This is a genomic window from Breoghania sp. L-A4, from assembly GCF_003432385.1.
Classification (GTDB): domain Bacteria; phylum Pseudomonadota; class Alphaproteobacteria; order Rhizobiales; family Stappiaceae; genus Breoghania.
This window is the reverse complement of the sequence record NZ_CP031841.1, coordinates 121,884-148,810: the sequence shown is the minus strand read 5'-3', so window position 1 is coordinate 148,810 and position 26,927 is coordinate 121,884. Positions and strand designations below refer to the sequence as shown.

Here is a 26,927-nt window from a genome sequence, read left to right as displayed (position 1 = left end):
CGCGGTCGCGCCAATGCGGGATCTCAGAAATCCGTATCGTCCAGCTCGTCATCGTCCATCGTGTCGTCGAGATCGATGGGCGTCGCATAGCCGCCAACGTCGCGCAACGGCCCATGGCTGCCGCCCGCAGCGTCGAGCGCCGCGGCAAGCGTCGCGTCATCGAGCGTCGAGGGACACGCGAGCAGGGCGTCGCAGGTGCCGTTGGCACCGATATGGCGCGTCATGATCTCGACGCCCTCGGCCATCAGCGGGCGCGAAGGATCGATGCCCGCGGGCCAGCTCGTGGCGACAATGCGTGTATCCGGCACAACCGGCTCGCTGACAGGCGGCGAGACCACCAGCGCCGGCATGTCCGCCGGCCGGCCGTCGGCAAGCAGGAACGGCAGTCGCGCCAGGATGCGCGGCGCGTTCGTGCCATCACCTTGCGGACCGCCGAGCGCCCGCCACCAGGGGCTTGCCGAGACGTCGGTCAGGGCGATGACGCCGAGATCGGTGTTGGACCCGGCGACCGCGGCGACCACCGCATCCGCATCCTCGCCGTCGATCAGATCGAGCGCAAAGCCGAAATAGAAGCGCGCCAGATCGCGCATGCCGATGGCGTCGGCGCTGCCGTCCAGATGCACCACATAGTCAGCCTGCAGCCGGGTGAAGGTGGAGATGATCTCGCGCCAGATGTGCTCGACCGTCAGGATCGGCAGGGTGCCGGAGTGCCGCTCCACCAGCCGGCGCATCATGTCCGCCTCGCGGCCGGGACGAAAGGCGGCTCCGGAGGACTCCGCCGAGCCGCGCGCACTCGATCCCTTGGCCTTGATCAGCGCGTCGACAATGCCCGAGCGTTCGATCAGAAGCCGATGCATCTGTTCGTCGATCGTATCGATGCGTTGGCGCAATTCGCCGAGCGCGGGAGCGTCGGGCTGAATCGCTTGGGTCGGAGGCGCGCCGGCAGGCGTATGGGTCATGGGTTGGTCCGGTTGAGTTCGAAGAAGATGATCACCTCGCGATCATCGGCGCCCATTCATAGGCAAGCCGCCGCATGAAATCAAAAAGAAACATTGACAGGGGGCCAGCCCCAACCCTAGCTAAACGCCCGCTTTTCAGAGCTGACGGCCACCTATCCGGCGGACAACCACACGGTTTGGCGGGTTGTGAAACACGGCTGGCGTTCGGGTGTGGCCGGATAGTGACTGTCGGAGACCGAACGGCGGATCCTCAGCGAACGACCGGGATGAACGCGCAATGACACAACACGACGCCGGCGGCGGTTTCGACACGGCGCGGCAGCGCGAAGCCGATACGCCGTCGAGCCCGGTGCTGCGCTTCGGCCCGGACAAGCCGCTGCCGCTGGACGCCGGCATCGCTTTTGCGCCGTGGCAGATCGCCTATCAGACCTACGGCACGCTGAACGACGACAAGTCCAACGCCGTGCTGGTGTGTCATGCGCTGACCGGCGATCAGTATGTGGCCTCGACCAATCCGGTATCGGGCAAACCCGGCTGGTGGAGTCTGATGGTGGGGCCGGGCAAGCCGGTGGACACCGACCACTTCTTCGTCATCTGCGCCAATGTGGTCGGCGGCTGCATGGGCACAACGGGACCGGCGTCGATGAACCCGGACACCGGCGCGCCCTATGCGCTGGATCTGCCGCTGGTGACCATTGGCGATTCGGTGCGCGCCCAGGCGATGCTGCTCGATGCGCTGGGCATCGACACGCTGTTCTGCGTCATCGGCGGATCGATGGGCGGCATGCAGGTGCTGCAGTGGGCGGTGAGCTATCCCGAACGGGTGTTTTCCGCCGTCCCCATCGCGTCCGGCGCGCGCCACTCCTCGCAGAACATCGCCTTTCACGAGGTCGGCCGCCAAGCCGTGATGGCCGATCCGGACTGGTGCGGCGGCGCCTATCTCAACCACGGCACGCGGCCGAGCAAGGGGCTCGCGGTGGCGCGCATGGCCGCGCACATCACCTACATGTCCGACGAGTCGCTGCACAGCAAGTTCGGCCGCACGCTGCAAAACCGCGAGCATGTGACCTTTGGGTTTGACGCGGATTTCCAGATCGAGAGCTATCTACGGCACCAGGGCATGAGTTTTGTCGACCGGTTCGACGCCAATTCCTATCTCTATGTGACGCGCGCGATGGACTATTTCGATCTCGCCGGTGATCACGGCGGCGTGCTGGCGCATGCGTTCAAGGACACGAGGACGCGCTTCTGCGTGGCGTCCTTCACCACCGACTGGCTGTTTCCGACATCGGAGAGCCGCGCCGTGGTGCATGCGCTGAACGCGGCGGCGGCCAATGTTTCCTTCGTGGAAATCGAGAGCGACCGGGGGCATGACGCCTTCCTGCTCGACGAGCCGGAACTGTTCAAGACCATCCGCGGCTTTCTCACGGGCGCCGCGCGGGCGCGCGGAATCCATCCCCCCACAGGCGGAGAGGCCCAGCAATGAGCGACGTGCAGATGACCGAAGCCCGCGTCGATCTCAAGGCGATCGCGGAACTGGTCGAGCCCAACGCCCGGGTGCTGGATGTCGGCTGCGGCGACGGCGCGCTGCTGGAGCTCCTGACGCGCTCCAAGGGCGCGGACGCGCGCGGCATCGAGATCTCGCAGGCCGGCGTTAACGAATGCGTGGCGCGCGGCCTGTCGGTGATCCAGGGCGATGCCGACACCGATCTCGCCGACTATCCCGACGACGCCTTCGACTACGTGATCCTCAGCCAGACGCTGCAGGCGACGATGGATCCGAGCCTGGTGCTGCGGCAGTTGCTGCGCATCGGCCGCCACGTGATCGTCAGCTTTCCGAATTTCGGCTACTGGCAGAACCGCCTGTATCTGCTGTTCCACGGCCGCATGCCGGTGACCGACTATCTGCCCTATTCCTGGTACGACACGCCGAACATCCACTTCTGCACCATCCGCGATTTCATCGAGCTGACGCGCGAAGTCGAGTGCACGGTGGAAAAGGCGGAAGCGCTCAACGGCAAGGGCCAGCGGATTCCCATCAACGCGCCTTGGTGGCTGTGGAACCTGTTCGGCGAACAGGGCGTGTTTCTGCTGCGGCGGTAGCGGCCCGCCCAACCGCTCAGAAGCTCTCGCGCGGCGTGCCGTCGGTGGCGAAGACGGGACGAAAGATCCGCGAGGCGTGCTTCTTCTCCGCGGTCGAAATGCTCTGGTAGAGCTGCTTCTCCGCCTCCACGATCCAGACGCCCGCGAAGGCCGGCCACAGTCGCGCGCCGACGCGTTCCCAGGTGCGCGCCGAGCGCAGAAACAGCCTGCGCCGGAAGGGCGGCAGAAACAGCGCGCCTTCGCGGGTCTTGGGCGCGAAACGGGTCTCGCGCAGCAAGGCGCTGAGCTGGCCGCGCGAGTAGGGACGGCCATATCCGAACGGCGAGTATTCCAGCTGCGACCACAGGCTGCGCCGGTTGGGCACCACCACCATCAGCCGGCCTCCCGGCGCCAGCACACGCCACACCTCGCGCAGCGCGCCTTGCGAATCGCCGCTCATGTCCAGCCCGTGCACGATCAGCACCCGGTCGACCGAGGCATCGGGCAGCGGCAGGTCGTGCTCCAGGCACAGCATCGCCCGGTTGGGTCCCTCGGGCGGCCAGCTCACGACGCCTTGCGGCCCCGGCATGCCGGCCATGACCCGCTCGGCCGTGCCGAGATACGGCCGCAAATAAGGCGTCGCATACCCCAGGCCCAGGATCCGCTCGCCACGGGCATCCGGCCAGATGTTGCGGATTCGCGCCCCGACGGTCTGACGCACGACGCGCCCCAGCGGGCGTTCGTAGAACGTCTTCATATCGATCACGTCGAGATACATGCGCGGGCCTGTGGTTGTTGCGGAGCCGATTGAACGCGTTTGGCAGCGCGCATGCAACGGTCCAAATGCATCGCCGCGCGCCAGGCGGCATCTCCGGCCGAAACCCGGCCGCCCGGCACGGTGCGCGTGCTCCGCGCTGGCAACCATTGCCCAACAATGGTAGGCAAGGACAATCCTGCATACGCATATTCGACAGGACGAAGGGAGAGGCCATGACCCCGCTGGAGATCCGGCAGTTCACGTGTCTGAACGACAACTTCGGCGTTCTGATCCATGATCCGCAATCAGGCGCCACGGCCGCGATTGACGTCCCGGACGCGGGCACGGTGCTTGCGGAACTGACCGACAGCGGCTGGACGCTGAGCCATATCTTCATCACCCATCATCACGCCGACCACACGCAGGGTCTCTCGGCGCTGAAAAGCGCCACCGGCGCGCAGGTCATCGCGCCCGAGGACAGCGCTGAGAAAATCGGCGATGTGGACCAGACAGTGCGCGACGGCGACCGCTTCGCCTTCGGTCCCTACAACGTGCATTGCATCGCAACGCCAGGGCACACGCTGGACCAGATTTCCTACTGGATTCCCGACGCCTCGGTGGCGTTCACCGGCGACACGCTGTTCGCATTGGGCTGCGGCCGCATCTTCGAGGGCACGCCGGCGATGATGTGGGAATCGCTCGACAAGCTCGCCGGCATGCTGCCGCCGGAGACCGAGGTCTACTGCGGCCACGAATACACACTGGCCAACGCACGGTTTGCCTTGAGCGTCGATCCCAACAACGAGGCACTTATCAGCCGCGCCCGCGACATCGAGGCGCTGCGCGCGCAGAACAAGCCGACGCTGCCGACGACAATGGCGGCCGAACGCGCCACCAATCCGTTCCTGCGCGCCCGCGACGCGGGCGTCCAGAAGGCGGTGGGCATGCCGGGCGCTTCGGCGGCCGAGGTGTTTGCCGAGGTGCGGCGGCGGAAGGACAATTTCTGAACCCGTCGGACCGTCCGGCGCGCCAGGAACATCGCGCCGGCGGCGCCGGTGTTGATCGACCGCAACGCGACGCCCATGCATCGCCTCCATGGTATGAAGGACAAAGCAGCTACGGGAGAACGTGATGACCGATCCTCTCTATGGCCTCTCCGCCGACGAAATGGTCCGCCGGCTGGAGTTGCAGCGCCATCCCGAAGGCGGCTATTTCCGCGAAACCTTCCGCGACGGGGGCAAGACGGATGGCCGCGCCCTTAGCACCGCCATCTACTATCTGCTGCCCGCCGGCGAGATTTCGCGCTGGCATCGGGTCGACGCCTCGGAAATGTGGCACTTCTACGCCGGGGCGCCGCTCGCGCTGAGCATCAGCGCCGACGGACAGGACGTCGCGGAACACACGCTGGGGCCCGACATCGCCAACGACCAGAGGCCGCAGGTGATCGTGCCGCCGCACGCCTGGCAAAGCGCGGAATCCCTCGGCGCATGGACGCTGGCCGGCTGCACGGTGTCGCCCGGCTTCGAATTTTCCGGCTTCGAGATGGCGCCCGACGGATGGGAGCCGGGCCCGGCCTGAACCGCCGGTTTTCCGGCTCCAATTGACCGCACGGCACGGTTTCCTCCCTTGCGCTCGCGCCGCGCTTGGCTAAATTGCGCGCAACTCGAATTCTCCCCTCACAAACACGGACGAATCGGACGACCTCCATGGCCCACGCTGACATCAAGAAGGTGGTGCTTGCCTATTCCGGCGGCCTCGACACCTCGATCATTCTGAAATGGCTGCAGACGGAATACGGCTGCGAGGTGGTGACGTTTACCGCCGATCTCGGCCAGGGCGAGGAGCTGGAACCGGCCCGCCGCAAGGCCGAGATGATGGGGATCAAGGAGATCCACATCGACGACCTGCGTGAGGAGTTCATCTCCGACTTCGTCTTCCCGATGTTCCGCGCCAACGCCGTCTATGAGGGCGTCTATCTGCTCGGCACGTCGATCGCCCGGCCGCTGATCTCAAAGCGGCTGATCGAGATCGCGGAAGAGACGGGCGCGGACGCCATCGCGCATGGCGCCACCGGCAAGGGCAATGACCAGGTGCGCTTCGAACTCGCAGCCTACGCGCTCAACCCCAATATCAAGGTGATCGCGCCGTGGCGCGACTGGACCTTCAAGAGCCGCACGGACCTCCTGGATTTTGCCGAAAAGCACCAGATCCCGGTGCCCAAGGACAAGCGCGGCGAGGCGCCGTTCTCCGTCGACGCCAACATGCTGCACTCGTCCTCGGAAGGCAAAGTGCTCGAGGACCCTTGGGAGGAGGCGCCCTCCTACGTCTATCAGCGCACCGTCGATCCGATGGACGCACCGGACGTGGCCACCGAGATCGAGATCGATTTCGAGAAGGGCGACGCCGTGTCGCTCAACGGCGAGCACATGTCCGCGGCCACCCTGTTCGCGAAACTCAACGACCTGGGCCGCGACAACGGCATCGGCCGGCTGGATCTGGTGGAAAACCGGTTCGTCGGCATGAAGTCGCGCGGCGTCTACGAGACGCCGGGCGGCACCATCCTGCTGACCGCGCACCGTACGATGGAATCCATCACGCTGGACCGGGGCGCCGCGCACCTCAAGGACGAGCTGATGCCGCGCTACGCGGAGCTGATCTACAACGGCTTCTGGTTCTCGCCCGAGCGCGAGATGCTGCAGGCGGCCATCGACAAGTCACAGGCGAAGGTCGCCGGCACCGTGCGGCTGAAACTCTACAAGGGCAACGTCATCGTCACCGGCCGCCAGTCGGAGAACTCGCTGTATTCGGAGGAACTGGTGACGTTCGAGGACGACGCCGGCGCCTACGACCAGAAGGACGCGGCCGGCTTCATCAAGCTGAACGCCCTGCGCCTGCGCACGCTGGCCGCCCGCGACCGCCGCGGCTGAGGCGGCTGCGCGCTTGGAAACAAAAAACCCGCCCCCGGAAGACCGGCGGGCGGGTTTTTCATGAATCACGCCGCCCTTGCCTCACCTGAGTGCAGAAGCAAGCCGCCCATCCTTCGAGACGGGCGCGCCGCGCCCTCCTCAGGATGAGGAGTGTCGTGTGGAAAGCTCTCTTGAAACAATACCTTACCAGACCTCATCCTGAGGAGCCGTCAAAGACGGCGTCTCGAAGGATGGTCGGTTATGGCGAACAATCCGGTCAGCCGATCTCGCTCAGTAGGTGTAGCCAAGCCGCACGCCGACGTTGGTCAGGCCGTTGTTGGCGTTGCAATACCCGTTGTTCGACGAATGCTCGATGATGGCCGAGACGTTCATCCGGTCGGTGACGCGGACGCCGAGGGCGGCGGATTCGCGGAACATCACATTGCACCCCAAGGCCAGCTTGTCCGGATTGCCGACCTGGGTGTTGCCGTTGTGCGCCATGCCGCCGAAGCTGCCCTCGATAAACAGGCGGTCGGTCACGTCCACAGTCAGGCTGTAGCCCGCGTAGACCATGGAGGTGTCACCGGAGAGATTGAGATTGGCGCCCAGATGCGGCCGCAGCATCGCCGGGGTGTTGACGAACGGCACCGTGAAGGCGAAGGCGCCCCAGCGGCTGAGAACTTCCGCGTTGATATCAACGCCGGATTCGCGGTTCATCGTGTCGTGGAAAAGCCCGCCGACGCGCACCTCCCACTGCGGGATCACGGGAGCGGCGCCGGGAATATCCGCAGCGTAATCGGCGGCGTTCGCCCCTTGAGCACCCGCAAAGGCAAGCATTGCCGACAGCAAAATGCCGGAACCAAAAATCTTCATGATTCGCGTGACGCCTTTCGGACGATTTCATCTCATTGGCGCCATATTCCCCAAGAGGACCGTGTTGTGCAACCGTGCAGGTACGGAATCGCCGCGACGGCTTTGCCATATGGTCATTTGCTGGCAGGCTGTGGCCGAGGCAACACGCTTTTCAGATAATTGCATGACCAGCAGACAGATGCGCGGTCCCGCCGCGCGCATGGACACACATGAAAAACAGAAAAAGCAAATGGCGGCCATGCACCTGAGTGACGCGACACGGCTTTCCAAACGGCTCGCCGGGGCGGGATTTCTCGCACTCGGGGGCTTTCATCCGCGCGCGGATGATTCCGTCCCCGCCCAAGGCGGTGCGCCGGCGCGGACCCTGCTGCTGATCGGCAATGCGGGACCCGCCCTTTGGCAGCGCTTTTCCGCGTCGCCGGAATACGCGGACGGCGCCGGTAATCCGCTCGACCGCTTCACCCGGCGCGTGCTGAGCGCCATTGCCGCCCACTTCGGATTTACCCCGCTGTTCCCCTTTGACGGCCCGCCCTATCACCCGTTCCAGGGCTGGGCGCTGCGCGCCGGCGGGTTCTCGCGCGCGCCCATGGGCGTGCTGGCGCATGAGATCTATGGCCCGTGGGCGGCGTTTCGCGCGGCCTTCGTCTCAACCGAACGCTTCGGGACCTTCAGGATGAACGGGGTCGCCGGGCCATGCGAGAGCTGCACGGAAAAACCCTGCATCGCGGCCTGCCCCGCCGGCGCGCTGACGCCGACCGCCTATGACGTGCCCCTGTGCCATGCCCGCCTCATGCGCGATCATGCGGGAGACGCGGGCTGTATCCTCGGCTGCATGGCGCGCCTCGCCTGTCCGCATGGCGCGGAGTTCACGCAAACCCCGGAGCAGGCGCGCCATCACATGCGCAGCTTTGTGGAACTCTTCCGATGACCGCAGGGTGTCCGGGCACATCCGATTCCTCGCAAATCCGAACCAGGTGGACCTCTCATGACCAAACGCGACTGGCTGTCGCTTGCCTTTTTTCTCGTACTCTCCCTTGGCGGCGGCCTGTTCATCGGCGCCACCAATCTTCCCGGCGCCTGGTATGCGGGGCTTGAAAAACCGGCGTTTACGCCGCCGGACTGGCTCTTCGCCCCGGCGTGGACGATCCTTTACGTGCTGATCGGCATCGCCGGCTGGCGCATCTGGCGGGCGCGGGCGGCGGAAACACCGGGCGCGGGCGCCGCCATGGCCGCCTGGGCGGCGCAAATGGCGTTGAACCTGAGCTGGAGTCCGGTGGTGTTCACGGTGCACTCGCTGGCAACCGGACTGGCGATCATCATCGCGCTGCTGCTGGCGATCGTGGCGTTCATCGGCCGCGGCGCACCCGTCGACCGGCTGGCGGCGGCGCTGTTCGTGCCCTATGCCGCCTGGGTGGCGTTCGCCACGGCGTTGAATGCCGGACTGCTGTTTCTCAACTGATCCGCGTCACGCCGTCCACGTCCGGGCAGTCTTTAAGCGCGCCGGCCGCCGTCAGACCCGCGCCAACCGGCGCGCCGGGCCAGATTTCGGCGAGCGGCACCAGAACGAAGGCGCGCTCGTGGATGCGCGGGTGCGGGATCGTCAGTCCGTCGGCGTCGATCCGCGCGTCGCCGAAGACCAGCACGTCGATGTCAATCTTGCGCGGGCCCCAGCGCACATCGCGCACCCGTCCGAGTTCCTGCTCGACTTCGAGGCAGCGCGCCAGGAGCGCGGATGCGGACAAGGTCGTTTCGACCAACGCGCAGGCGTTGAGGAACCAGTCCTGGTCCGTGATGCCCCACGGCTCGGTGCGGTAGAGAGAAGACCGCGCGATGAGCGTGATCTCCGGCGTCGCATCAATCCGCGCGATGGCGTCTTCCAGATAGGCCTGCTTGTCGCCGATGTTGGAGCCGAAGCCCAGGGCCGCGCGCATCGGCTGCGTGTCGTCACTCACTGCTGATCTCCCGTGCCGCGCACGACCGCATCCGCGACGCGCACCGCGTCGACATGTTCGCGAACGTCGTGCACGCGAACAATGTCCGCGCCGCCGGCCACCGCCAGCACATGCGCCGCCAGCGATCCCGCCATGCGGTCCTCCGCGTCCGCGCGTCCCGTCAGCGCGCCGATAAACCGCTTGCGCGAGGCGCCGGCGAAGAGCGCGCAGCCGTGCCGCCTGAAGGCTTTGAACTCGCGCAGGATCACGTGGTTCTGCGCCATGGTCTTGCCGAAGCCGAGGCCCGGATCGAGGATCACCCGCTCGGAGGGAATTCCCGCCGCCGAGGCGATCTCGAGGCTGCGCTCGAAGGAGCGGTGGATGTCATCGACGATATCGATCTCCGGATCGACCTCACGCCGCACATGCATGACGACGACCGGCACCCCGGCTTGCGCCACCACATCGGCCATGCCGGGATCGCGCTGCAATCCGCAGACGTCGTTGACCACATGCGCGCCACGGGCCAACGCGGCGGCGGCCACATCGGCCTTGTAGGTGTCGATGGAAACCACCGCGCCCAGCGGCGCCAGCAGATCGAGCACCGGCAGCACGCGGTCGCACTCTTCCTGCGCGGCCACTTCCGTGGCGCCGGGCCGCGTGCTCTCGCCGCCGACATCGATGATATCCGCGCCTTCCTCGATCATCGCCCGGGCATGGCGCAGCGCGCGTTCGGGCGCGTCATGCAACCCGCCGTCGGAAAACGAGTCCGGCGTGACGTTGAGGATGCCCATCACCAGCGTGCGCGTGCCGAGCGCATGGTGCAGCGGGCCAAGGGAAAGAATGCGGGTCATGGTGAGGCAGTCCCAGATCACCGTGCGTCCAGAGCGAACCACACAAACGCACACACGCCGGCCGGGGCGCGACGCCCGCCTTGGCGGCGAAGGACCCGCCGCCGGCAGCTCGGTGATGCGCCGGAATGGCCCGTCCGGTCAAGGGCGAAGGACTGTTGCACCGTCATCAAAAATTCCCGCGACTGTCATTTTCGTGAAGCACGAATGTCATGGAGGCACGGCAGGGTGGCGACCTCGCCAAGGCTCATCGCCATTTCTGTCAAGTCCCGGAGAGGGAGACTCCATTCATGCGCCTGTCCCGCCGTTCGTTTCTGAAATCCTCCGCCGCAACCGGCCTGGTTACCGCAAGCATGACCGGCGTCGCCGGTCTCGCGATGCCCGCCATCAGCCGCGCCGCCACCCGTCCCGTGATCACCCACGGCCTGCAGTCGGGCGACGTCAGCACGTCGTCGGGCATGATCTGGTCGCGCGCCGACCGGCCGGCGCGGATGCTGGTCGATGTCTCGACCACCGAGAGCTTCGCCAACGCAACCCGCCTCGCGCCGCTCAATGTGCTGCCCGGCAGCGATTTCACCGCCAAGCGGCTGCTCGAGAACCTGCCGTCGGACCAGGAGATCTTCTACCGGATCACCATGGCCGACCTGAACGACGCCAATGCGGTGTCGGAACCCTCCGTGGGCCGCTTCCGTACGGCGCCCGCCTCGCGCCGCTCGGTCCGCTTCGCCTGGTCCGGCGACACCGCCGGCCAGGGCTGGGGCATCGACAAGGCCAGCGGCGGCATGAAGACCTACGCCACCATGGCCAAGCACGATCCCGACTTCTTCATCCACTCCGGCGACACCATCTATGCCGACGGTCCGCTGAAGGAGAGCGTGGAACTGAAGGACGGCACCACCTGGACCAATATCCTCACGGAAGAGAAATCCAAGGTCGCCGAGACGCTGGAGGAATACCGCGGCCAGTGGAAATACAACCTGATGGACGACAACGTGCGCGCGTTCAACGCCACCGTGCCGACGTTCTTCCAGTGGGACGACCATGAGGTGGTCAACAACTGGTCGGCGGCCAAGAACCTGTCCGACGACGAGCGCTACACCGAGAAGAACGTGCAGCTTCTGGCTGCCCGCGCCGCGCGCTCCTTCCACGAGATGACGCCGATCTCCTACGCCCCGGCCGAGCCGGGCCGGGTCTACCGCAAGATCCCCTACGGGCCGCTGGTCGATGTGTTCTTCCTCGATCTGCGCAGCTACCGCGGCGCGAACGGCGACAACATGGAAGACGAAATCACCAACGCCTCGCGCATCCTGGGCGCCGAGCAGATGGCGTGGCTGAAGCGCGAACTCGTCAACTCGCGCGCCACCTGGAAGGTCATTGCCTGCGACATGCCGATCGGGCTGGTGGTCTGGGACAAATGGCAGGACCAGAAGTGGTCCGAAGCGGTGGCGAACGGCGACAACGGTCCGGCCAAGGGCCGCGAACTGGAATTCGCCGACCTGCTGCGCTTCATCAAGAGCGCGGATATCGACAACATCGTGTGGCTGACGGCGGACGTACATTACACGGCGGCGCATTACTACAACCCGGACAAGGCGCAGTTCCAGGACTTCAAGCCGTTCTGGGAATTCGTCTCCGGCCCGCTGCACGCGGGCACCTTCGGCCCCAACGATCTCGACATGACGTTTGGCCCGGAGCTGAAATACGTCAAGGCGCCGACCGAGGAGCAGGGCGCCAACCTGCCCCCCTCCATGGGTCTGCAGTTCTTCGGCCTGGTCGACATCGACGGCGCCAGCGAGCAGCTCACGGTGCGGCTGATGGACCGCGACGACGCGGAGCTGTTCACCGTGACGCTGGATCCAGTGCGCCGCGGCTGAGCCGAAAGATCCCTCCCTCGTCATGGCCGGGCGTGTCCCGGCCATCTATAACTCATTGAAAACATGGATCCTCGGCACAAGGCCGAGGATGACGATCGAGGGGTATGAGTCTTGTCATCAAGCTCAGGGCGGAGCGCGCAAGCGCTCCGCCTTTTTCACTTCGCATCGGGCGCGTGCTGCTCAGCGCACGAGCGCCGCCGCTGCAGCCGCGCGGCGCGCCTTCACACCGAGACCAAAATAGATCGCGACGCCGAGAACCTGCATCGCGGGAATGACGGTCGCCATGGCGAGCACGGGATTGCCGACGGCCGCAGCCGCCATAGAGCCCAGGAAGCCGCCGCCGAACTGGATGAAGCCCATCAGCGCCGACGCCGCGCCCGCCATGGTCGGAAAGGATTCCAGAGCCGAGGTGGTGCAGAACGGGAGCACCAGCGCCAGGGAGAAGGCGAACATGCCGATCGGTCCCATGACACTGAGGAATGTGGGCTCCCATCCGCCGAGCAGCACCGCCGTGGCGCACGCCGCCAGCAGCATGCCGGCCACGCCGATCGGCATCAGCCGCTGCGCGTCCAGTTTCGCCAGCAACCGCGCAGTCACGATGGTGCCGGTTATGAACGACGCGGACTGGATCATCATGCCGAAGCCGAATTGCGCCGGAGACAGGCCCACATGATCGATGATGACGAAGGGAATGATGGTCGCCATCGAATAGATGGAGCCCAGCGTGCAGCCGACGAGCAGCGTCGGCCGCAGGAAGCGCGGGTCCTGCAGGACGATGGTGTAGTTTGTGATCAGCCGCGAGGGACGAATACGCCCGCGATCGATATGCACGTTGGTCTCCGGCAGCCAGAAGATGACCGCCGCGGCCAGCACGACGCCATAGAGGATCATGAACAGGAAGATCTCGCGCCAGCCGAACAGTTCCAGCGTCAACCCGCCGATGGTCGGCGACAGGGCCGGGCCCAGCGCCAGCATCATGGCGATGGTGTTCATGATTCGCGCCGAGGTCTGGCCGGTGTACTGATCGCGCACGATGGCGCGGGAGACGGCAATGCCGACGGCCGCGCCCACCCCCTGCAACCCGCGCGCCGCGAGCATCCATTCGATGGTTGGCGCGAAAGCGGCCAATGCGCTGGCGATCAGATACAGCGTCAGGAAGGCCAGGGTCACCGGCCTGCGGCCAAACGCGTCCGACAGCGGACCGCAGACGAGCTGGGTGACCGCGAAGCCCAGGAAATAAGCCGTCAGCGTCAGCTTGATCATTGACACCGAGGTGCCGAACACATCGGCCAGCACCGGCATGGCGGGGGTGTAGAGCGCCATTGTGATGGGTCCGATCGCGACAAGCGCCGCTCCGATGATCGACGTACGCCTGTGGCTCATCAGCGGCGTGAGTATTCCCGTCATGCAGCGCTTTCCCTGGAATTCTGGTTCTCGGCATCGTCGGTCGCGCAGGCGTCCGCCTGCAAATTGCCCTGGATGGTCTCAAGCAACTGATAGGCCCGCTCCACGTCCTCGGGCGCGAAGCCGGCGAGCGCCCGGTTACGCACGGCGATGATCGCGCCGTCGATACGGGTCATCACCGGGCTCGCCGCATCGGTCAGAAAGACGAGCTTGGCGCGGCGGTCACTGCGGTCGGGGCGGCGCTCGATCAGGCCGGCGGATTCAAGCGGGTCAAGATAACCCACAAGCGTCATCGGCTCGACACCGAGACGCTCGGCCAGCGCGGTCTGCCGGAGCCCTGGAAAACGGCGCACGAAGGCGAGCGTGCGCGCCTCGCCGATGGTCCGGCCGGTGCCGGCCTTGCTCAGCACGGTCTCGAACTCCCGGCGCATCATCCGGGAGACGTCTCCGATCAGGAAGCCGATGGAGCGGTCTTTCGTCATGGATTTCATCAGATCCCCATAAAATAAGGTCTCCTTATTAACTATCGCGCACGTTTCGGAACTGTCAAGGCGACGTAGGGAAATTAGCTGCATTGCACAATTGTAACGTTCGCACTATATAAAGCGCGCAATTCAACCGCGGGTCCCCAAGGCCCGCGGTGTCTTTTTTGGATCGGTTCTCATGAAACTCCGCAATATCGCCATCATCGCCCACGTCGATCACGGCAAGACGACTCTCATCGACGTCCTGCTGAAGCAGTCCGGCTCCTTCCGCGAAAACCAGCACACGGAAGAGCGGATGATGGACAGCAACGATTTGGAGCGTGAGCGAGGCATTACCATTCTCGCCAAGGTGACGTCGCTGTTGTGGAAGGACACCCGCATCAACATCGTCGATACCCCGGGCCACGCCGACTTCGGCGGCGAGGTTGAGCGCATCCTGCACATGGTCGACGGCGTGATCATCCTTGTCGACGCCTCCGAGGGCCCGATGCCGCAGACCAAATTCGTGCTCGGCAAGGCGCTGAAGCTGGGCCTGAAGCCGATCGTCGCCATCAACAAGATCGACAAGTCCGACCAGCGCGCCGACGAAGTGCTCGACGAGATCTTCGATCTATTCGCCAATCTCGACGCCAACGAGGAGCAGCTCGATTTCCCGGTTCTCTACGGCTCGGCCAAGCAGGGCTGGATGTCGACGGAAACGCAAGCTCCCGCCGTACCGTCGATGGACGCTCTCTTCGACATGGTGCTCGACCGCGTCGCGCCTCCGGCCGCCGAGGAAGGCTCATTCCGCATGCTGGTGACGACGATCCAGGCGAACCAGTTCCTGGGCCGCATCCTGACCGGGCGCATCGTCTCCGGCACGGCGATCCCGAACATGCCGATCAAGGCGCTGTCCTATGACGGCAAGACCGTCGAGACCGGCCGCATCTCCAAGGTGCTGTCGTTCCGCGGCCTTGACCGCGAGCCGGTCGACTCGGCCGAGGCCGGCGACATCATTTCCATCGCCGGCATGCAGACGGCCACCGTCGCCGACACGCTGTGCGCAATGGACGTCACCGTGCCGCTGAAGGCGCAGCCGATCGATCCGCCGACCCTGTCGATGACGTTCCGCGTCAACAACGGTCCGCTTTCGGGCAAGGAAGGCGACAAGGTTCAAAGCCGCATCATCCGCGCCCGCCTCCACGCCGAAGCCGAGGGCAACGTCGCGCTGAAGATCGAGGACGCGGCAGATGCGGATGCCTTTGTCGTGGCAGGCCGCGGCGAATTGCAGCTCGCCATTCTCATCGAGAACATGCGCCGCGAGGGTTTCGAGCTCTGCGTCGGACGTCCGCGCGTGGTATTCCAGACCGATGACGCCGGCAAGACGCTGGAGCCGATCGAGGAAGTCATCATCGATGTCGACGACGAGTTCTCCGGCGCCGTCGTGCAGAAACTGTCCGAGCGCAAGGCCGATCTGATCGAGATGCGCCCGTCCGGGGGCGGCCGCACCCGTCTGGTGTTCTACGCGCCGACGCGCGGTCTTATCGGCTATCAGTCGGAACTGCTCTCAGACACCCGCGGCACGGCGATCTTCAACCGTCTGTTCCATGAATACGCGCCTTACAAGGGCGATATTCCCAGCCGCAACACCGGCGTGCTGATCTCCAATTCCAACGGCGAGACCTCGGCCTTCGCCCTGTGGAACCTGGAAGACCGCGGCCCGATGATCGTCGATCCGGGCACGACGGTTTACGAGGGCATGATCGTCGGCGAGCACACGCGCGGCAACGATCTGGAAGTGAACCCGATCAAGGGCAAGCAGCTCACCAACATGCGCGCGTCCGGCAAGGACGAGGCGGTCAAGCTGACCACGCCGAAGAAGCTCAGCCTCGAGGCGGCGCTGTCCTATATCGCCGATGACGAGCTGGTCGAGGTGACGCCCAAGTCGATCCGCCTGCGCAAGGCGATCCTGGATCCCAACGATCGCAAGAAGGCCTCGCGTGCCAAGAAGACCGCGGCCTGATCTCGACGACTTGATCAAGACAAGAACGCCGGCCCGGGAAACCTGGCCGGCGTTTTTTGTTGATTGTCAGCCATGCGGGGCGTCCCCCTCATCCGGCGCTGACGCGCCACCTTCTCCCCAAGGGGAGAAGGGAAGATGCACCGCACTCACTCCAAGAAGGACCCCACCGTATCCGCACCCTCTCCCCGGCGGGGAGAGGGCCGGGGTGAGGGAACTTCTTCGGATCTTGCCTCAGCCGTAGCGGTGTAGCTGCATGCCGTGATCGCGCAGCCATTGGCGCGCGCGCGGCGTCCCGGGAAACAGCCCCTCGGTGACCCGCCAGAAACGGTCCGAGTGGTTCATTTCCGCCAGATGCGCCACCTCGTGCGCGGCCACATAGTCGAGAATCTCCGGCGGCGCCAGCACCAGCCTCCAGGAGAACGACAGCTTGCCGCTCGACGAGCATGAGCCCCAGCGAGAACGGGTGTCGCGCACCGTGATGCCTGTGGGTTTGCGCCCGAGATTGGTGGCGTGCCGTGCAACCGCCTCGCCCAGGTCGGCGCGCGCCTCGCGCTTCAGCCAGTCCGTGAGGCGGCGGGCGAGATGGTCCTCGCCACCGGGCACCACGATCCGCGGCTGGTCGTCGTCCTCCGCCAGATGCACGGTGCCGCGCTGCGCGCCACCGGCCGCAATCAGATGCGCCACATCGCGCAACGGGATCTCGATACCCGCGGCAAAGACAATCGGCTTCGGGACGCGGGCGAGTTTTTCCGATAGCCAACCCCCGTTGCGGGCGGCAAACTCGCGCGCCGCCGAGAGCGAGCCCCGGGCCGGCATGCTAAGCACCGGATCGCCGCCGCTGGCGGGAATGCGCAGGCTGTAGCGGGTGGCCCGCGGGTTTCGCTTCAAGGTGATGCGCACCGCGCGCCCGTCAATGTCGAGCGTCAGATGATCGGGATCGTCAGGCCTGCGGCGGGCAAGGAAGTTCATCGGCGGACATCATGATTCGGGGGCCAATCCAGCGGACGCAGCCTGTCAGATCAGCCGCAAAAAGACGAGGCCCGCGCCGGCGCGCGGGCCTCGTTTCTGAAAGCACGTGCCGGGAGCTTATGCCCCGGGTGTGCCGTCGGTGGTGCGCGTGCGCATGAAGCGGTCGAACTCTTCCTGGTCCTTGGCCATGCGCAGATTGCGCAAGAAGCTGTCGAACTCGGCGCGCATCTCGTCGAGCTTGCGGCGTTCTTCCTCAAGCCGCTTCATCTCGCGCGCCCGGTATTCGTCAAAGGCCACATTGCCGGTGTTGGCGTAGCCCTCATAGGCGGCGTTCATGGACCGCAACGGCCCGCGGAACTGCTCGCGCGCGTCGCGCGCCATGTCCTGGAAGCGGTCGCCCCAGAGAATATAGGCGAGCATCGCCAGCCCAAGCGGCCAGAACAACACGAAACCCAACACCATCAGGCCGATGGTCAGGGGCGTCCACGCGGGACGTATCGCAGCACAAGTTGTCATCGTCCTTCCTGTCCTTCCCAAATAGCCCGGCCCGGATGAAACGTGGGTTGGGCGCGTCATGGATTCAAGACAGGCGCGATCACAATCGGCGCAACACCGCCATCCGCGGCGAGCTCATGCCGATGATCGGACCCATTCAGGAGGCGTCCTCGGTGCTCCTGGCAAGCGCACGCGCCTGCTCGATCCAGCCGTCGCGGGCAATCCGGCCCTTGAACGACAGGCGCTCGTCGAGCTCGGTGATCTGGGTTTGCGTGAGATCGGCGATCTGCCAGTAGTGGAAGATGCCGACGCTGTTGAGCGCCGTTTCCAGTTTCGGACCGATGCCGGAAATCACCTTCAAATCGTCAACCGCGCCCTTGGGCTGCTGCAGCGCGACGGCATCCAGGCCGGCGGGCACCGAGCCGGGCTTCGCCGCCTTCTTTCGCGTTCCGCCAACGATCTTCTCGGCAAACGCCGCGGCCACGGAGCGCAGCGGCCCACGCCGGGGCTGATTGACCCGGTGGGTGCGAATGAAGTCGCGGATGCGCGGCGCAATCTCCGAGCGGTAGCGCGACCCGTTGAACACGCCGTAGTGGCCGACGCCGGGCTGCTCGTAGTGCTCGCGCTTGTCGTCGGGAATGTTCGGCGAAATCGTATGCGCGGCCCGGGTCTGGCCGACGCCGGAGATATCGTCGTTCTCGCCCTCGATCGTCAGCAGCGCGGTCTCACGGATGGCGGCCGTATTCACCGTGCGGCCGCGGTGCTTCAGTTCGCCCTTGGGCAACGCGTGCTCGATGAACACGGCTTCGACGGTCTGCAGATAGAATTCCGCCGTCAGGTCCATCACGGCGAGATACTCGTCATAGAAATCACGGTGCTTTTCCGCCGAATCCCCGTCACCCTTGATCAGGTGACTGAAGAACTCGCGGTGCGCCACCATGTGACGGTCGAGATTCATGCTCATGAAGCCCGACAACTGCAGAAACCCGGGATAGACCGGCCGCATCACGCCGGGATGCGGCAGCGGCACGTTCATGATGACGTTGTTTCTGAACCACTCGATGGAATTCTTCTCCGCCAGTTCATTGACCGCGGTGGGATTCTTGCGCGTGTCGATCGGCCCGCCCATCAGGGTCATCGTATCGGGCGCGTAGGGGTCACCGTCCTCTTCCATCAGGGCCACGGCGGCCAGCACCGGCACGGAGGGCTGGCACACGGCCATCACATGGGTGTCCGCGCCCAGCGTGTGCAGCATCTCGATGATGTAATCGATGTAATCGTCGAGATCGAAGCGGCCATCCTTTACCGGCACCAGCCGCGCGTCGATCCAGTCGGTGATGTAGACGTCGTGATCGGGCAGCATCGCCTCGACGGTGCCGCGCAGCAGCGTCGCGTAGTGGCCCGACATGGGCGCCACGATCAGGAGCTTCGGATCCCGGTTCTCCGCGTGCGCGATCTGGCGCTCGAAATGGATGAGATTGCAGAACGGCCGCTTCCAGACCACCTGCTCGCGCACGGGAACGCGAACGCCACCCACCAGCGTTGTGTCGAGACCGAATTCCGGCTTTCCGTATCGGCGCGTCGTTCGCTCGAACAGCTCGCATGCCGCCGCGATGCTGCGGCCCATGGGCGTGTAGCTCAGCGGATTGAACGGGTGCCTGTAGGCGAGGCGGGTGAAGTCCGCGAGACTGCGCAGCGGGCTTATCGCCGCGTGGCTCAATTCGTAAAGTTGATAATAAGGCACGTGGCTGTTTCTCCGAACGGCAGTACGGCGCTTCTTATTTTGCATCGCAGCATGGTAGGTCCAAAGTGCCCCGGCTGCAATACCGCCCACTACGACGTTCGTCGTACGAATCGCCAATCAGCGGCAAGCAGCGCCGCTCAGGATACAAATAAATCAGAGAATACAGAGCGATGCAGGACAATCCCCGCACCGGTCGTGCAGGCTGATCGCGGCGAAAGCCTCGCGCCAGACGGGCCGGATTACTGAGCCGGCTCGTCAGGACGCAAGATCGGCGACCACCGCGTCGAGCACATAGAAGCCGTCGCGGGTGGCGCGCACGCGGGAATTGCCCGCCATTTCCACCATGCCGTGCTCGATCAGCGCGGAGACGCGCTCGGAATCCAGCGAGCGGCCCGACATCTGCTCATAGCGCGGGATGTCGATGCCCTCGACCAGCCGCAGCCCCATGATCAGATACTCATCGCCCTGCTCTTCCGCCGTCAGCAGTGTGTCCTCGCGCAATCCGTGCCCCTTGGCCTCGACCTGGGCAAGCCAGGATTCCGGATGCCGCTCGATCTCGGTGGCGTGGCGGCCGTCCGCCAGCATCATGCGCCCGTGCGCGCCCGGGCCGATGCCGAGATACTCGCCATAACGCCAGTAAACCTTGTTGTGCTGACATTCGGCGCCCGGAACCGCGTGGTTCGAAATCTCGTAGGCCGGCATGCCGGCGGCGTCACAGACCGTCTGCGTGACCTCATAGAGATCGGCCGCCGCGTCGGAATCGGGCACCACCAGCTTGCCCGCCTTGTGCAGCATGTAAAACGGCGTGCCCTGCTCGATGGTCAACTGGTAAAGCGACAGGTGGTCGGCGGCGAGATCGATGGCGCGCGACAGTTCCTTCGACCAGGCATCCGGCGTCTGGTCAGGGCGCGCGTAAATCAGATCGAACGACAGGCGCGGAAAGGTGGCGCGCGCCGTCTCGATGGCGTCCAGCGCGGTGCGCGTGTCGTGCAGACGGCCGAGCATGCGCAGATCGGTGTCGTTGAGCGCCTGCACGCCGAGCGACACGCGATTGACGCCGGCCGCGCGATAGCCGCGAAAGCGCTCCGCCTCCACGCTCGAAGGATTCGCCTCCATGGAGATTTCCGCGCCCGGCTCAATGCTCCAGTGACGCGCCACCTCGCCAAGCAGCGCCTCGACAGTCTGCGGATCCATCAGCGACGGCGTGCCGCCGCCCAAAAAGATCGAGCGCACCGTGCGTCCCTGGGTCTGCTCGGCGAAATAGGCGATTTCCCGCTGGAACGCCTCCACGAAGCGCGGCTGGTCGACGCCGTGATGGCGCACGTGCGAATTGAAGTCGCAATAGGGGCATTTGGCGGCGCAGAACGGCCAATGCAGGTAGATCGCGAAACCGGGATCGTCGCTGGGTGTCATTTCGCCTCGAGATTGCCGCGCACCGCCGCACCGCTATTCGGAGAGGCAGGCATCCGCGAAGAGTTTGAAGGCCCGGGCGCGGTGCGACAGGGGATTGTCCTCGCCCTGCGCCCAGCCGTGTTTTTCGTCCGCGGTCATTTCGCCGAAGGTCTTCTCGAACCCGTCTGGCAGAAACGCCGGATCGTAGCCGAACCCGTGGTCGCCGCGCGGCGGCCAGACCATGCGGCCCTCGACCTCGCCGCGGAAGAATTCACGGTGTCCGTCCGGCCAGGCAAGGCACAGAACGGCGACGAAGCGGGCCGTGCGCTGCTCCGGCGTGTGCGCATCCGCGTTCGCCAAGGCCTCTTCCACGTTGCGCATGGCCATGGCGAAATCCTTCGCCTCGCCCGCCCAGCGCGCGGAATAGATGCCCGGATCGCCGTCCAGCGCATCAACCACCAGACCGCTGTCGTCCGCAAGTGCGGGGTAGCCCGAGGCCTCGGCCGAAGCCACCGCCTTCAGTTCCGCATTGGCCTCAAACGTCGTGCCGGTTTCCTCGGGCTCGGGCAGGCCAAGATCGGCGGCGGAGACCACCTCGAAGCCGAAGGGCTCGACCAGCGCGTTGATCTCGCGGATCTTGCCCTTGTTGTGGCTGGCGACAACCAGCTTGCCCGGCTCCAGCCGGCGGTGCCCGGTGCTCATGCCCTAGCCGATGGCCATCTTCTGCAGGTCGACCAGCCGGGCGATGCCGCCACGCGCCAGGCCCATCAGCTGCTGGAACTCATCATCGGAAAACGGCTCGCCCTCCGCGGTGCCCTGAATCTCGACGATGCCACCCTTGCCGGTCATGACGAAATTAGCGTCCGTGTCCGCGTCCGAATCCTCCAGATAGTCCAGATCAAGCACCGGCGTCCTGGCGTAGATGCCGCAGGAGATCGCCGCCACATGGTCCTTGAGAACCGGCTTGGTGATCATGTCGCGCACGCGCATCCACTCGATGCAGTCGTTCAGCGCCACCCAGGCGCCGGTGATCGCCGCGGTGCGGGTGCCGCCGTCTGCCTGGATCACGTCGCAATCGACGGAAATCTGGCGCTCGCCCAGCGCGCCCAGATCGGTGACGGCGCGCAGGCTCCGGCCGATCAGCCGCTGGATTTCCTGGGTCCGGCCGGACTGCTTGCCGGCGGAGGCCTCGCGGCGCATCCGCTCGCCGGTGGCGCGCGGCAGCATGCCGTATTCGGCGGTCACCCAGCCGCGGTTCTGGCCGCGCAGCCAGGGCGGCACGCGCTCTTCCAGGCTGGCGGTGCACAGCACATGGGTGTCACCGAACTTCACAAGGCAGGAGCCTTCCGCATGCTTGGAGACACCGCGCTCAAGAGTGACGGCGCGCATTTCGTCGGCGGCGCGTTTTGACGGTCGCATGGAAAACTCCAAATGGTTTGTTCGGGCCGCTGACGGCGGGTCGTGGGCCGCTTTGCGGCGTTGTAGCTTTGCTTTGTGCGCGGCGTAAAGGGCGGGCACGCGCTTTGTGACGAATCCGATCCGATTTCATGACACGATGGCGTACAAGCGCTGCATGCCACGTCGACACAGCGAAAATTGCGGCTAATATTTCTCAGCGTGGTCCGCTCCGGCTTGGCCGTCTCGCCGGCAAGACCCATATAAAACGCGCGCGCCGACTTGCGGGCAGCACGCACCGGCGTCCCGGGATACGGGATGACCGCGGCGTGGCCCGATTCGAACGCGAAACAACACGATCGGTGAAGAACCAATGACGTGCAGACACAGATGTACGGACAGGTGAACGGGTGAGAATCGAGACGACCCAAAGCGGCCTGCGCGATCTGGACGAACGGTCGCGCGACATTTTCCGGTCCATCGTCGAGAGCTATCTGGAAACCGGCGAGCCGGTCGGCTCGCGCAACATTGCCCGCATGCTGCCGGTTAGTCTGTCGCCGGCCTCGGTGCGCAACGTCATGGCCGATCTCGAGCATCTTGGCCTCGTCTACGCGCCGCACACCAGCGCCGGACGGTTGCCCACGGATGTGGGATTGCGTTTCTTCGTCGACGCGCTTCTGGAGGTCGGCGATCTGAGCCGCGAGGAGCGCGAGCAGATCGAGGTGCACGTCAGGGCCGGGCGCGAGGACCGCAGCATCGAGCAGTTGCTGACCGAAGCAAGCCAGATGCTGTCGGGTCTGTCGCGCGGCGCGGGCGTGGTGCTGACGCACAAGACGGACAAGCGGCTGAAACAGATCGAGTTCGTGCGGCTCGAGCCGACCAGGGCGCTGGCGGTGCTCGTCGGCGAGGACGGCTCGGTGGAGAACCGGCTGCTGGAACTGCCCGCGGACATGCCCACCTCGGCGCTGACCGAGGCGTCCAACTATCTCAACGCACACATCAACTCCAAGACGCTGGAAGAGGTGCGCGCCTCGCTTGTCGCTCAGAAGGACGCGCGCAAGGCGGAACTCGACGAGCTGACGAGCCGGATCGTCGACGCGGGACTGGCCACATGGGCTGGGCAGGGCGAGGGCGACCAGGACACGCTGATCGTGCGCGGCCGGTCCAACCTGCTTGAGGACCGCAGCGCGCTCGAGGACATGGAGCGCATCCGGCTGCTGTTCGACGATCTGGAGAACAAGCGCGAGCTGATCCAGCTCCTGGGCCTCGCGGAGCAGGGCGACGGCGTACGGATCTTCATCGGTTCGGAGAACAAGCTGTTCTCCCTGTCCGGCTCCTCGCTCATTGTCGCGCCCTACCGCGACAAGGACCAGCGCATTGTCGGCGCGCTGGGCGTCATCGGTCCGACCCGGCTGAATTACGCCCGCATCATCCCCATGGTCGACTACACGGCCAAGGTCGTGGGGCGGATGCTGGGGTAGAGAGACATTCTGCGTTGTCATCCCGGGCGAGCATCGCGAGACCCGGGATGACAACATAGAATGTAGGCTGCTCCAGCGGAGCGGAAGAAACGCAGGCGCGGGGACTTACATGACACTGCAAGGTGAGGAACTGGAGCGCTACGCGCGGCACATCGTACTCAGCGATGTCGGCGGCCCCGGCCAGCAGAAGCTCAAGCGCGCGCGCGTGCTGGTGATCGGCGCGGGCGGGCTCGGCGCGCCGATGATCCAGTATCTGGCGGCGGCCGGCGTCGGCACCATCGGCGTGGTCGACGACGACATCGTGTCGCTGTCGAACCTGCAGCGCCAGGTCATCCACGATACCGCAGCCGTCGGCCAACCCAAGGTGGAAAGCGCGCGCACCTCGGTCGCCCGGCTCAACCCGCATGTGACGATCGACGCGCACAACACGCGAATCACGGCCGACAACGCGGTGGAGCTGATCGCGGGCTACGACATCGTCGCGGACGGCTCGGACAATTTTGCCACCCGTTATCTGGTCTCCGACGCGTGCTTTTACGCGAAAAAGCCGCTGGTGACCGCGGCCGTGGGGCAGTTCGACGGCTCGATCACCACGCTGAAGCCGCATCTCGCGGGAGACGACGGCGCGCCCAACCCGACCTATCGCTGCCTGTTTCCGGACCGGCCGCCCGAAGGCGTTCTTCCCACCTGCGCGCAGGCCGGCGTGCTCGGCGCGCTCACCGGCATCATCGGGTCCATGCAGGCGCTGGAAGTGATCAAGGAGATCGTCGGCTTCGGCGAGAGCCTGGTCGGGCGGCTGGTGCTCTACGACGCCCGCTCCATGCGGCTTGAAACCATCCGCTATCGCTGGTCGGCCAAGAACCCGCTCAACGGCGATACGCCACAGCCGGCCGAAACGTTGCTCGCCGCGGAGTGAGGTCAGCGAGGCGCGCGTCCATTTGGCGCGTGACGTCATCCTTCGAGACGGCGCTGAAGCGCCTCCTCAGGACGAGGTCTATCGTGTTGATATATTAATAAAAAGTGCCACACACTCTTCCTCATCCTGAGGAAGCCGCGCAGCGGATGTCTTGAAGGATGGGCCGCGCGCCTGCCATATTGAACACCGTGCGCGCAAAAAAGGCGCGAACCCTGGGACCCGCGCCTCTTCGGTTTTCGTGCCTTGTGAGGCGGATCAGTTGATCGTGTCGACCGCCGGCTGCTGCGGCTGCGCCATGTTCTGGCGATAGAGCGCCGCGAAATCGATCGGATCGATCATCAGCGGCGGGAAGCCGCCGTTGCGCGTCGCATCCGCGATGATCTGGCGCGCGAAGGGGAACAGCATGCGCGGGCACTCGATCAGCACGAAGGGATGCAGGTGCTCGTCCGGCACACCGGTGATGCGGAAGACGCCGGCGTAAACCAGTTCAGCCTTGAACAGCGCGCCGCCCGGATCTGTGGCGGTCGCCTCCAGCGACAGGATGACCTCGAACTGGCTGTCTTCCATCTTGTTGGCATTGACATTGATGTTGATGTCAAGCTTGGGAGACGACTCGCTCGGCTTCAGCGACTGCGGCGCGCGCGGGTTCTCGAAAGACAGGTCCTTAATGTACTGGACCAGGATGTTCAGGCCCGGCACCGTGCCAGCCTGCGCTCCGGCGCCCTGCTGGCCTGCGTCGTTGTTGGTGTCTGTCATCTGTCGCGTTCCGTGTTCCGATGCCGGGAATGAGCCGATGCGGCCCTTGTGTCCGGTGAGCTAACATGCCGAACGGATAACAGACAAGTGCGGAGCGGAAAACAGGCGATCGCGCCGGGCCGCGAGGCACCCAGACGCGGAGCCGGCGCTTGGCGCGCGCGGCGACGCGGTTTATGACTGAGCGCCCACGCGTCCGCGCACCTTGTCCGCGTCCATCAATCCGCCGGGCGGTCCCGCCCCCAACCCATCCGGTGCCCCATGGCCGATGAAGTTCCCGCCCGCCTGTTCGACAACCGCCTGCTGCGGCTCGACACGCTGGTGCGTCTGCGCTGGCTGGCGGTGACGGGCCAGACGGCGGCCATCATGGTGGTGCATGTGGGTCTCGGCTTCGACGTGCCGCTCGGCTTTTCGTTCGCGCTGATCGCGCTATCCGCCTGGCTCAACCTGTTTCTCAAGGTCGCCTACGGCTCCACCCAGCGCCTGCCCGAACGCTGGGCAACGGTGCTGCTGGCCTATGACGTGCTGCAGCTTGCCGGACTACTGTATCTGACCGGCGGGCTGGGCAATCCCTTCGCCTTCCTGCTGGTGGCGCCGGTGATGGTCTCGGCCACCGCGCTGCCGCCGCGCAACACACTGGTGCTGGGCGGGGTCGCCACCCTGGCCGCGACCTTCCTGGCGCTGTTCCAGATGCCGCTGCCGTGGCGGCCGGGCGAGACCTTCGAGCTGCCGCTGTTCTACCAGTTCGCCGTCTGGGTGGCGCTTTTGTGCTCGCTCGCCTTCATGGCCATCTACGCCTTTCGCGTGGCGCAGGAAGCCCGGCTTCTGGCGCAGGCGCTGTCGGCGACGGAACTGGTGCTGGCGCGCGAGCAGCATCTGAGCGCGCTCGATGGACTGGCGGCCGCGGCCGCGCACGAGCTGGGAACCCCGCTCGCCACCATGGTGCTGACGGCCAAGGAGCTGGAAGCGGAAATCGAGCCCGGCGATCCCCGGCACGACGACGTGGCGCTGATCCGCAGCCAGGGCGAGCGCTGCCGCGAGATCCTACGCAAGCTCACCTCGCTGTCGAGCGACGAACACGATGCGTTTTTCCGGCTCCCTCTGTCGCATCTGGTGGAGGAAATCACCGCGCCGCACCGCGATTTCGGCATCGCCATCCGCGTCGAGGCGCAAGGAGACGGCCCTGAGCCGTCGTGCCCGCGCAACCCGGCGGTTCTCTATGGGTTGGGCAACCTGATCGAGAACGCGGTCGACTTCGCCAGGGCCGACGTGCTGGTCACCATGCAGTGGGACGCCGAGCATGTGGCGCTGTCGATCACCGACGACGGTCCGGGCTTCGCCGTGGACGTGATCGGCCGTATCGGCGAGCCCTATGTGACGACGCGCGGCAAGGCGCGCAGCGAAGAATCCTCCGCCGGGGGCTGGGACTGGGATTTTTCATCGCCAAGACGCTGCTGGAACGCACCGGCGCGCGGCTGAGGCTGGAGAACCGGCGGCCGCCGGAATCCGGCGCCGTTGTCCGGGTGCAATGGCCGCGCCGGGCGTTCGAGCAGGGATCGGGCTATGCGCGGGAACAGGGTGACTCCTAAAGAGGCATTTGCCCAGGCTCGGGCGGGTGCCTATGTTGAAGGCACGACGATGCGCCGTGATGGCAGGAC

The 26,927-nt window shown here is 65.5% G+C and carries 25 protein-coding genes and 1 pseudogene; 12 read left to right on the top strand and 14 right to left on the bottom strand.

Annotated elements, in window-relative coordinates; translation table 11 throughout:
• Positions 1–23: 23 nt before the first annotated feature.
• Positions 24–959, bottom strand: a complete 936-nt coding sequence (locus D1F64_RS00710) for a chorismate mutase (protein WP_117410846.1) — start codon at positions 957–959, stop codon at positions 24–26.
• 277 nt (positions 960–1,236) lie between these two features.
• Between D1F64_RS00710 and D1F64_RS00705 the strand changes: the two genes are divergently transcribed.
• Entirely contained in the window at positions 1,237–2,445 is a 1,209-nt protein-coding gene (locus D1F64_RS00705; protein WP_117410845.1) for a homoserine O-acetyltransferase, read from the top strand.
• Complete coding sequence (gene metW, locus D1F64_RS00700) at positions 2,442–3,062, top strand: methionine biosynthesis protein MetW (protein WP_117410844.1); 621 nt, start codon at positions 2,442–2,444, stop codon at positions 3,060–3,062. Before D1F64_RS00705 ends, metW begins: the two co-directional genes overlap by 4 nt.
• Before the next feature lie 16 nt (positions 3,063–3,078).
• Here metW and D1F64_RS00695 read toward each other — a convergent pair whose 3' ends face one another.
• Complete coding sequence (locus D1F64_RS00695) at positions 3,079–3,819, bottom strand: class I SAM-dependent methyltransferase (protein WP_117410843.1); 741 nt, start codon at positions 3,817–3,819, stop codon at positions 3,079–3,081.
• A 212-nt stretch (positions 3,820–4,031) separates the two neighbouring features.
• Between D1F64_RS00695 and gloB the strand changes: the two genes are divergently transcribed.
• The 3 genes from gloB (at position 4,032) to D1F64_RS00680 (ending at position 6,725) form a co-directional block, all read left to right on the top strand.
• Entirely contained in the window at positions 4,032–4,805 is a 774-nt protein-coding gene (gene gloB, locus D1F64_RS00690; RefSeq protein ID WP_117410842.1) for a hydroxyacylglutathione hydrolase, read from the top strand.
• Between the two features lie 124 nt (positions 4,806–4,929).
• Complete coding sequence (locus D1F64_RS00685; RefSeq protein WP_117410841.1) at positions 4,930–5,376, top strand: cupin domain-containing protein; 447 nt, start codon at positions 4,930–4,932, stop codon at positions 5,374–5,376.
• Between the two features lie 128 nt (positions 5,377–5,504).
• Positions 5,505–6,725, top strand: a complete 1,221-nt coding sequence (locus tag D1F64_RS00680; RefSeq protein ID WP_117410840.1) for an argininosuccinate synthase — start codon at positions 5,505–5,507, stop codon at positions 6,723–6,725.
• A gap of 270 nt (positions 6,726–6,995) precedes the next feature.
• On the opposite strand, the gene D1F64_RS00675 is transcribed toward D1F64_RS00680, so the two are convergent.
• Complete coding sequence (locus D1F64_RS00675; RefSeq protein ID WP_117410839.1) at positions 6,996–7,577, bottom strand: acyloxyacyl hydrolase; 582 nt, start codon at positions 7,575–7,577, stop codon at positions 6,996–6,998.
• Positions 7,578–7,740: 163 nt separating this feature from the next.
• Here D1F64_RS00675 and D1F64_RS00670 point away from each other — a divergent pair, with 163 nt between their 5' ends.
• The gene (locus D1F64_RS00670) at positions 7,741–8,505 is read left to right on the top strand and encodes a ferredoxin (protein WP_205470598.1); all 765 of its coding nucleotides are present in this window, start codon (positions 7,741–7,743) and stop codon (positions 8,503–8,505) included.
• A gap of 57 nt (positions 8,506–8,562) precedes the next feature.
• Positions 8,563–9,036 (top strand): TspO/MBR family protein, encoded by a 474-nt coding sequence (locus tag D1F64_RS00665; protein ID WP_117410838.1) that lies wholly within the window; start codon positions 8,563–8,565, stop codon positions 9,034–9,036.
• On the opposite strand, the gene folK is transcribed toward D1F64_RS00665, so the two are convergent.
• A complete protein-coding gene (folK, locus tag D1F64_RS00660) occupies positions 9,029–9,529 on the bottom strand; it encodes a 2-amino-4-hydroxy-6-hydroxymethyldihydropteridine diphosphokinase (protein WP_346432286.1) in 501 nt (166 codons plus the stop codon). The two genes, D1F64_RS00665 and folK, sit on opposite strands and share 8 nt — an antisense overlap.
• A complete protein-coding gene (folP, locus tag D1F64_RS00655) occupies positions 9,526–10,362 on the bottom strand; it encodes a dihydropteroate synthase (RefSeq protein WP_205470597.1) in 837 nt (278 codons plus the stop codon). Before folP ends, folK begins: the two co-directional genes overlap by 4 nt.
• A gap of 287 nt (positions 10,363–10,649) precedes the next feature.
• Between folP and D1F64_RS00650 the strand changes: the two genes are divergently transcribed.
• Complete coding sequence (locus tag D1F64_RS00650; RefSeq protein ID WP_117410837.1) at positions 10,650–12,233, top strand: alkaline phosphatase D family protein; 1,584 nt, start codon at positions 10,650–10,652, stop codon at positions 12,231–12,233.
• A gap of 180 nt (positions 12,234–12,413) precedes the next feature.
• Here the strand turns inward: D1F64_RS00650 and D1F64_RS00645 are convergent, their stop codons facing one another.
• Both D1F64_RS00645 and D1F64_RS00640 read right to left on the bottom strand, forming a co-directional pair.
• The gene (locus D1F64_RS00645) at positions 12,414–13,640 is read right to left on the bottom strand and encodes a multidrug effflux MFS transporter (RefSeq protein ID WP_117410836.1); all 1,227 of its coding nucleotides are present in this window, start codon (positions 13,638–13,640) and stop codon (positions 12,414–12,416) included.
• On the bottom strand, positions 13,637–14,119 hold the full coding sequence (locus D1F64_RS00640) for a MarR family transcriptional regulator (protein ID WP_205470596.1): 483 nt from the start codon (positions 14,117–14,119) through the stop codon (positions 13,637–13,639). Before D1F64_RS00640 ends, D1F64_RS00645 begins: the two co-directional genes overlap by 4 nt.
• 181 nt (positions 14,120–14,300) lie before the next feature.
• Here D1F64_RS00640 and typA point away from each other — a divergent pair, with 181 nt between their 5' ends.
• Positions 14,301–16,124, top strand: a complete 1,824-nt coding sequence (typA, locus tag D1F64_RS00635) for a translational GTPase TypA (protein WP_117410834.1) — start codon at positions 14,301–14,303, stop codon at positions 16,122–16,124.
• A 231-nt stretch (positions 16,125–16,355) separates the two neighbouring features.
• On the opposite strand, the gene D1F64_RS00630 is transcribed toward typA, so the two are convergent.
• The 6 genes from D1F64_RS00630 to rph form a co-directional block, all read right to left on the bottom strand.
• Positions 16,356–17,093: a SprT family zinc-dependent metalloprotease gene (locus tag D1F64_RS00630; RefSeq protein ID WP_117410833.1), complete on the bottom strand. Its 738-nt coding sequence runs from the start codon at positions 17,091–17,093 to the stop codon at positions 16,356–16,358.
• 117 nt (positions 17,094–17,210) lie between these two features.
• Positions 17,211–17,609 carry a DUF2852 domain-containing protein gene (locus tag D1F64_RS00625; RefSeq protein ID WP_117410832.1) on the bottom strand — a complete coding sequence of 133 codons (399 nt, stop codon included), beginning with the start codon at positions 17,607–17,609 and terminating at the stop codon, positions 17,211–17,213.
• A gap of 136 nt (positions 17,610–17,745) precedes the next feature.
• A complete protein-coding gene (phaZ, locus tag D1F64_RS00620) occupies positions 17,746–19,332 on the bottom strand; it encodes a polyhydroxyalkanoate depolymerase (protein WP_248304563.1) in 1,587 nt (528 codons plus the stop codon).
• A gap of 255 nt (positions 19,333–19,587) precedes the next feature.
• Positions 19,588–20,745, bottom strand: coding sequence for a radical SAM family heme chaperone HemW (gene hemW / locus D1F64_RS00615; protein ID WP_117410830.1), 1,158 nt, complete (start codon positions 20,743–20,745; stop codon positions 19,588–19,590).
• A gap of 33 nt (positions 20,746–20,778) precedes the next feature.
• Positions 20,779–21,426, bottom strand: a complete 648-nt coding sequence (rdgB, locus tag D1F64_RS00610; protein WP_117410829.1) for an RdgB/HAM1 family non-canonical purine NTP pyrophosphatase — start codon at positions 21,424–21,426, stop codon at positions 20,779–20,781.
• Between the two features lie 3 nt (positions 21,427–21,429).
• Complete coding sequence (gene rph, locus D1F64_RS00605) at positions 21,430–22,143, bottom strand: ribonuclease PH (RefSeq protein WP_117410828.1); 714 nt, start codon at positions 22,141–22,143, stop codon at positions 21,430–21,432.
• A 386-nt stretch (positions 22,144–22,529) separates the two neighbouring features.
• On the opposite strand from rph, the gene hrcA reads away from it, so the two are divergent.
• The gene (hrcA, locus tag D1F64_RS00600) at positions 22,530–23,600 is read left to right on the top strand and encodes a heat-inducible transcriptional repressor HrcA (RefSeq protein ID WP_117410827.1); all 1,071 of its coding nucleotides are present in this window, start codon (positions 22,530–22,532) and stop codon (positions 23,598–23,600) included.
• 109 nt (positions 23,601–23,709) lie between these two features.
• Positions 23,710–24,516, top strand: a complete 807-nt coding sequence (gene moeB, locus D1F64_RS00595) for a molybdopterin-synthase adenylyltransferase MoeB (RefSeq protein ID WP_117410826.1) — start codon at positions 23,710–23,712, stop codon at positions 24,514–24,516.
• Positions 24,517–24,771: 255 nt separating this feature from the next.
• On the opposite strand, the gene secB is transcribed toward moeB, so the two are convergent.
• The gene (gene secB, locus D1F64_RS00590; protein WP_117410825.1) at positions 24,772–25,272 is read right to left on the bottom strand and encodes a protein-export chaperone SecB; all 501 of its coding nucleotides are present in this window, start codon (positions 25,270–25,272) and stop codon (positions 24,772–24,774) included.
• A gap of 258 nt (positions 25,273–25,530) precedes the next feature.
• Here secB and D1F64_RS00585 point away from each other — a divergent pair.
• Positions 25,531–26,858: pseudogene (locus D1F64_RS00585) on the top strand (ActS/PrrB/RegB family redox-sensitive histidine kinase).
• Positions 26,859–26,927: the final 69 nt, after the last annotated feature.

Coding starts and splice junctions, on each gene's coding strand:
- D1F64_RS00670 (WP_205470598.1), top strand. CDS start 7,741: ATGACCAGCAGACAGATGCGCGGTCCCGCCGCGCGCATGGACACACAT.
- D1F64_RS00685 (WP_117410841.1), top strand. CDS start 4,930: ATGACCGATCCTCTCTATGGCCTCTCCGCCGACGAAATGGTCCGCCGG.
- D1F64_RS00680 (WP_117410840.1), top strand. CDS start 5,505: ATGGCCCACGCTGACATCAAGAAGGTGGTGCTTGCCTATTCCGGCGGC.
- D1F64_RS00650 (WP_117410837.1), top strand. CDS start 10,650: ATGCGCCTGTCCCGCCGTTCGTTTCTGAAATCCTCCGCCGCAACCGGC.
- folP (WP_205470597.1), bottom strand. CDS start 10,362: ATGACCCGCATTCTTTCCCTTGGCCCGCTGCACCATGCGCTCGGCACG.
- D1F64_RS00695 (WP_117410843.1), bottom strand. CDS start 3,819: ATGTATCTCGACGTGATCGATATGAAGACGTTCTACGAACGCCCGCTG.
- typA (WP_117410834.1), top strand. CDS start 14,301: ATGAAACTCCGCAATATCGCCATCATCGCCCACGTCGATCACGGCAAG.
- metW (WP_117410844.1), top strand. CDS start 2,442: ATGAGCGACGTGCAGATGACCGAAGCCCGCGTCGATCTCAAGGCGATC.
- hemW (WP_117410830.1), bottom strand. CDS start 20,745: ATGACACCCAGCGACGATCCCGGTTTCGCGATCTACCTGCATTGGCCG.
- gloB (WP_117410842.1), top strand. CDS start 4,032: ATGACCCCGCTGGAGATCCGGCAGTTCACGTGTCTGAACGACAACTTC.
- D1F64_RS00665 (WP_117410838.1), top strand. CDS start 8,563: ATGACCAAACGCGACTGGCTGTCGCTTGCCTTTTTTCTCGTACTCTCC.
- D1F64_RS00675 (WP_117410839.1), bottom strand. CDS start 7,577: ATGAAGATTTTTGGTTCCGGCATTTTGCTGTCGGCAATGCTTGCCTTT.
- secB (WP_117410825.1), bottom strand. CDS start 25,272: ATGACAGACACCAACAACGACGCAGGCCAGCAGGGCGCCGGAGCGCAG.
- D1F64_RS00625 (WP_117410832.1), bottom strand. CDS start 17,609: ATGACAACTTGTGCTGCGATACGTCCCGCGTGGACGCCCCTGACCATC.
- moeB (WP_117410826.1), top strand. CDS start 23,710: ATGACACTGCAAGGTGAGGAACTGGAGCGCTACGCGCGGCACATCGTA.
- D1F64_RS00645 (WP_117410836.1), bottom strand. CDS start 13,640: ATGACGGGAATACTCACGCCGCTGATGAGCCACAGGCGTACGTCGATC.
- D1F64_RS00705 (WP_117410845.1), top strand. CDS start 1,237: ATGACACAACACGACGCCGGCGGCGGTTTCGACACGGCGCGGCAGCGC.
- D1F64_RS00710 (WP_117410846.1), bottom strand. CDS start 959: ATGACCCATACGCCTGCCGGCGCGCCTCCGACCCAAGCGATTCAGCCC.
- rph (WP_117410828.1), bottom strand. CDS start 22,143: ATGCGACCGTCAAAACGCGCCGCCGACGAAATGCGCGCCGTCACTCTT.
- D1F64_RS00630 (WP_117410833.1), bottom strand. CDS start 17,093: ATGAACTTCCTTGCCCGCCGCAGGCCTGACGATCCCGATCATCTGACG.
- D1F64_RS00640 (WP_205470596.1), bottom strand. CDS start 14,119: ATGACGAAAGACCGCTCCATCGGCTTCCTGATCGGAGACGTCTCCCGG.
- rdgB (WP_117410829.1), bottom strand. CDS start 21,426: ATGAGCACCGGGCACCGCCGGCTGGAGCCGGGCAAGCTGGTTGTCGCC.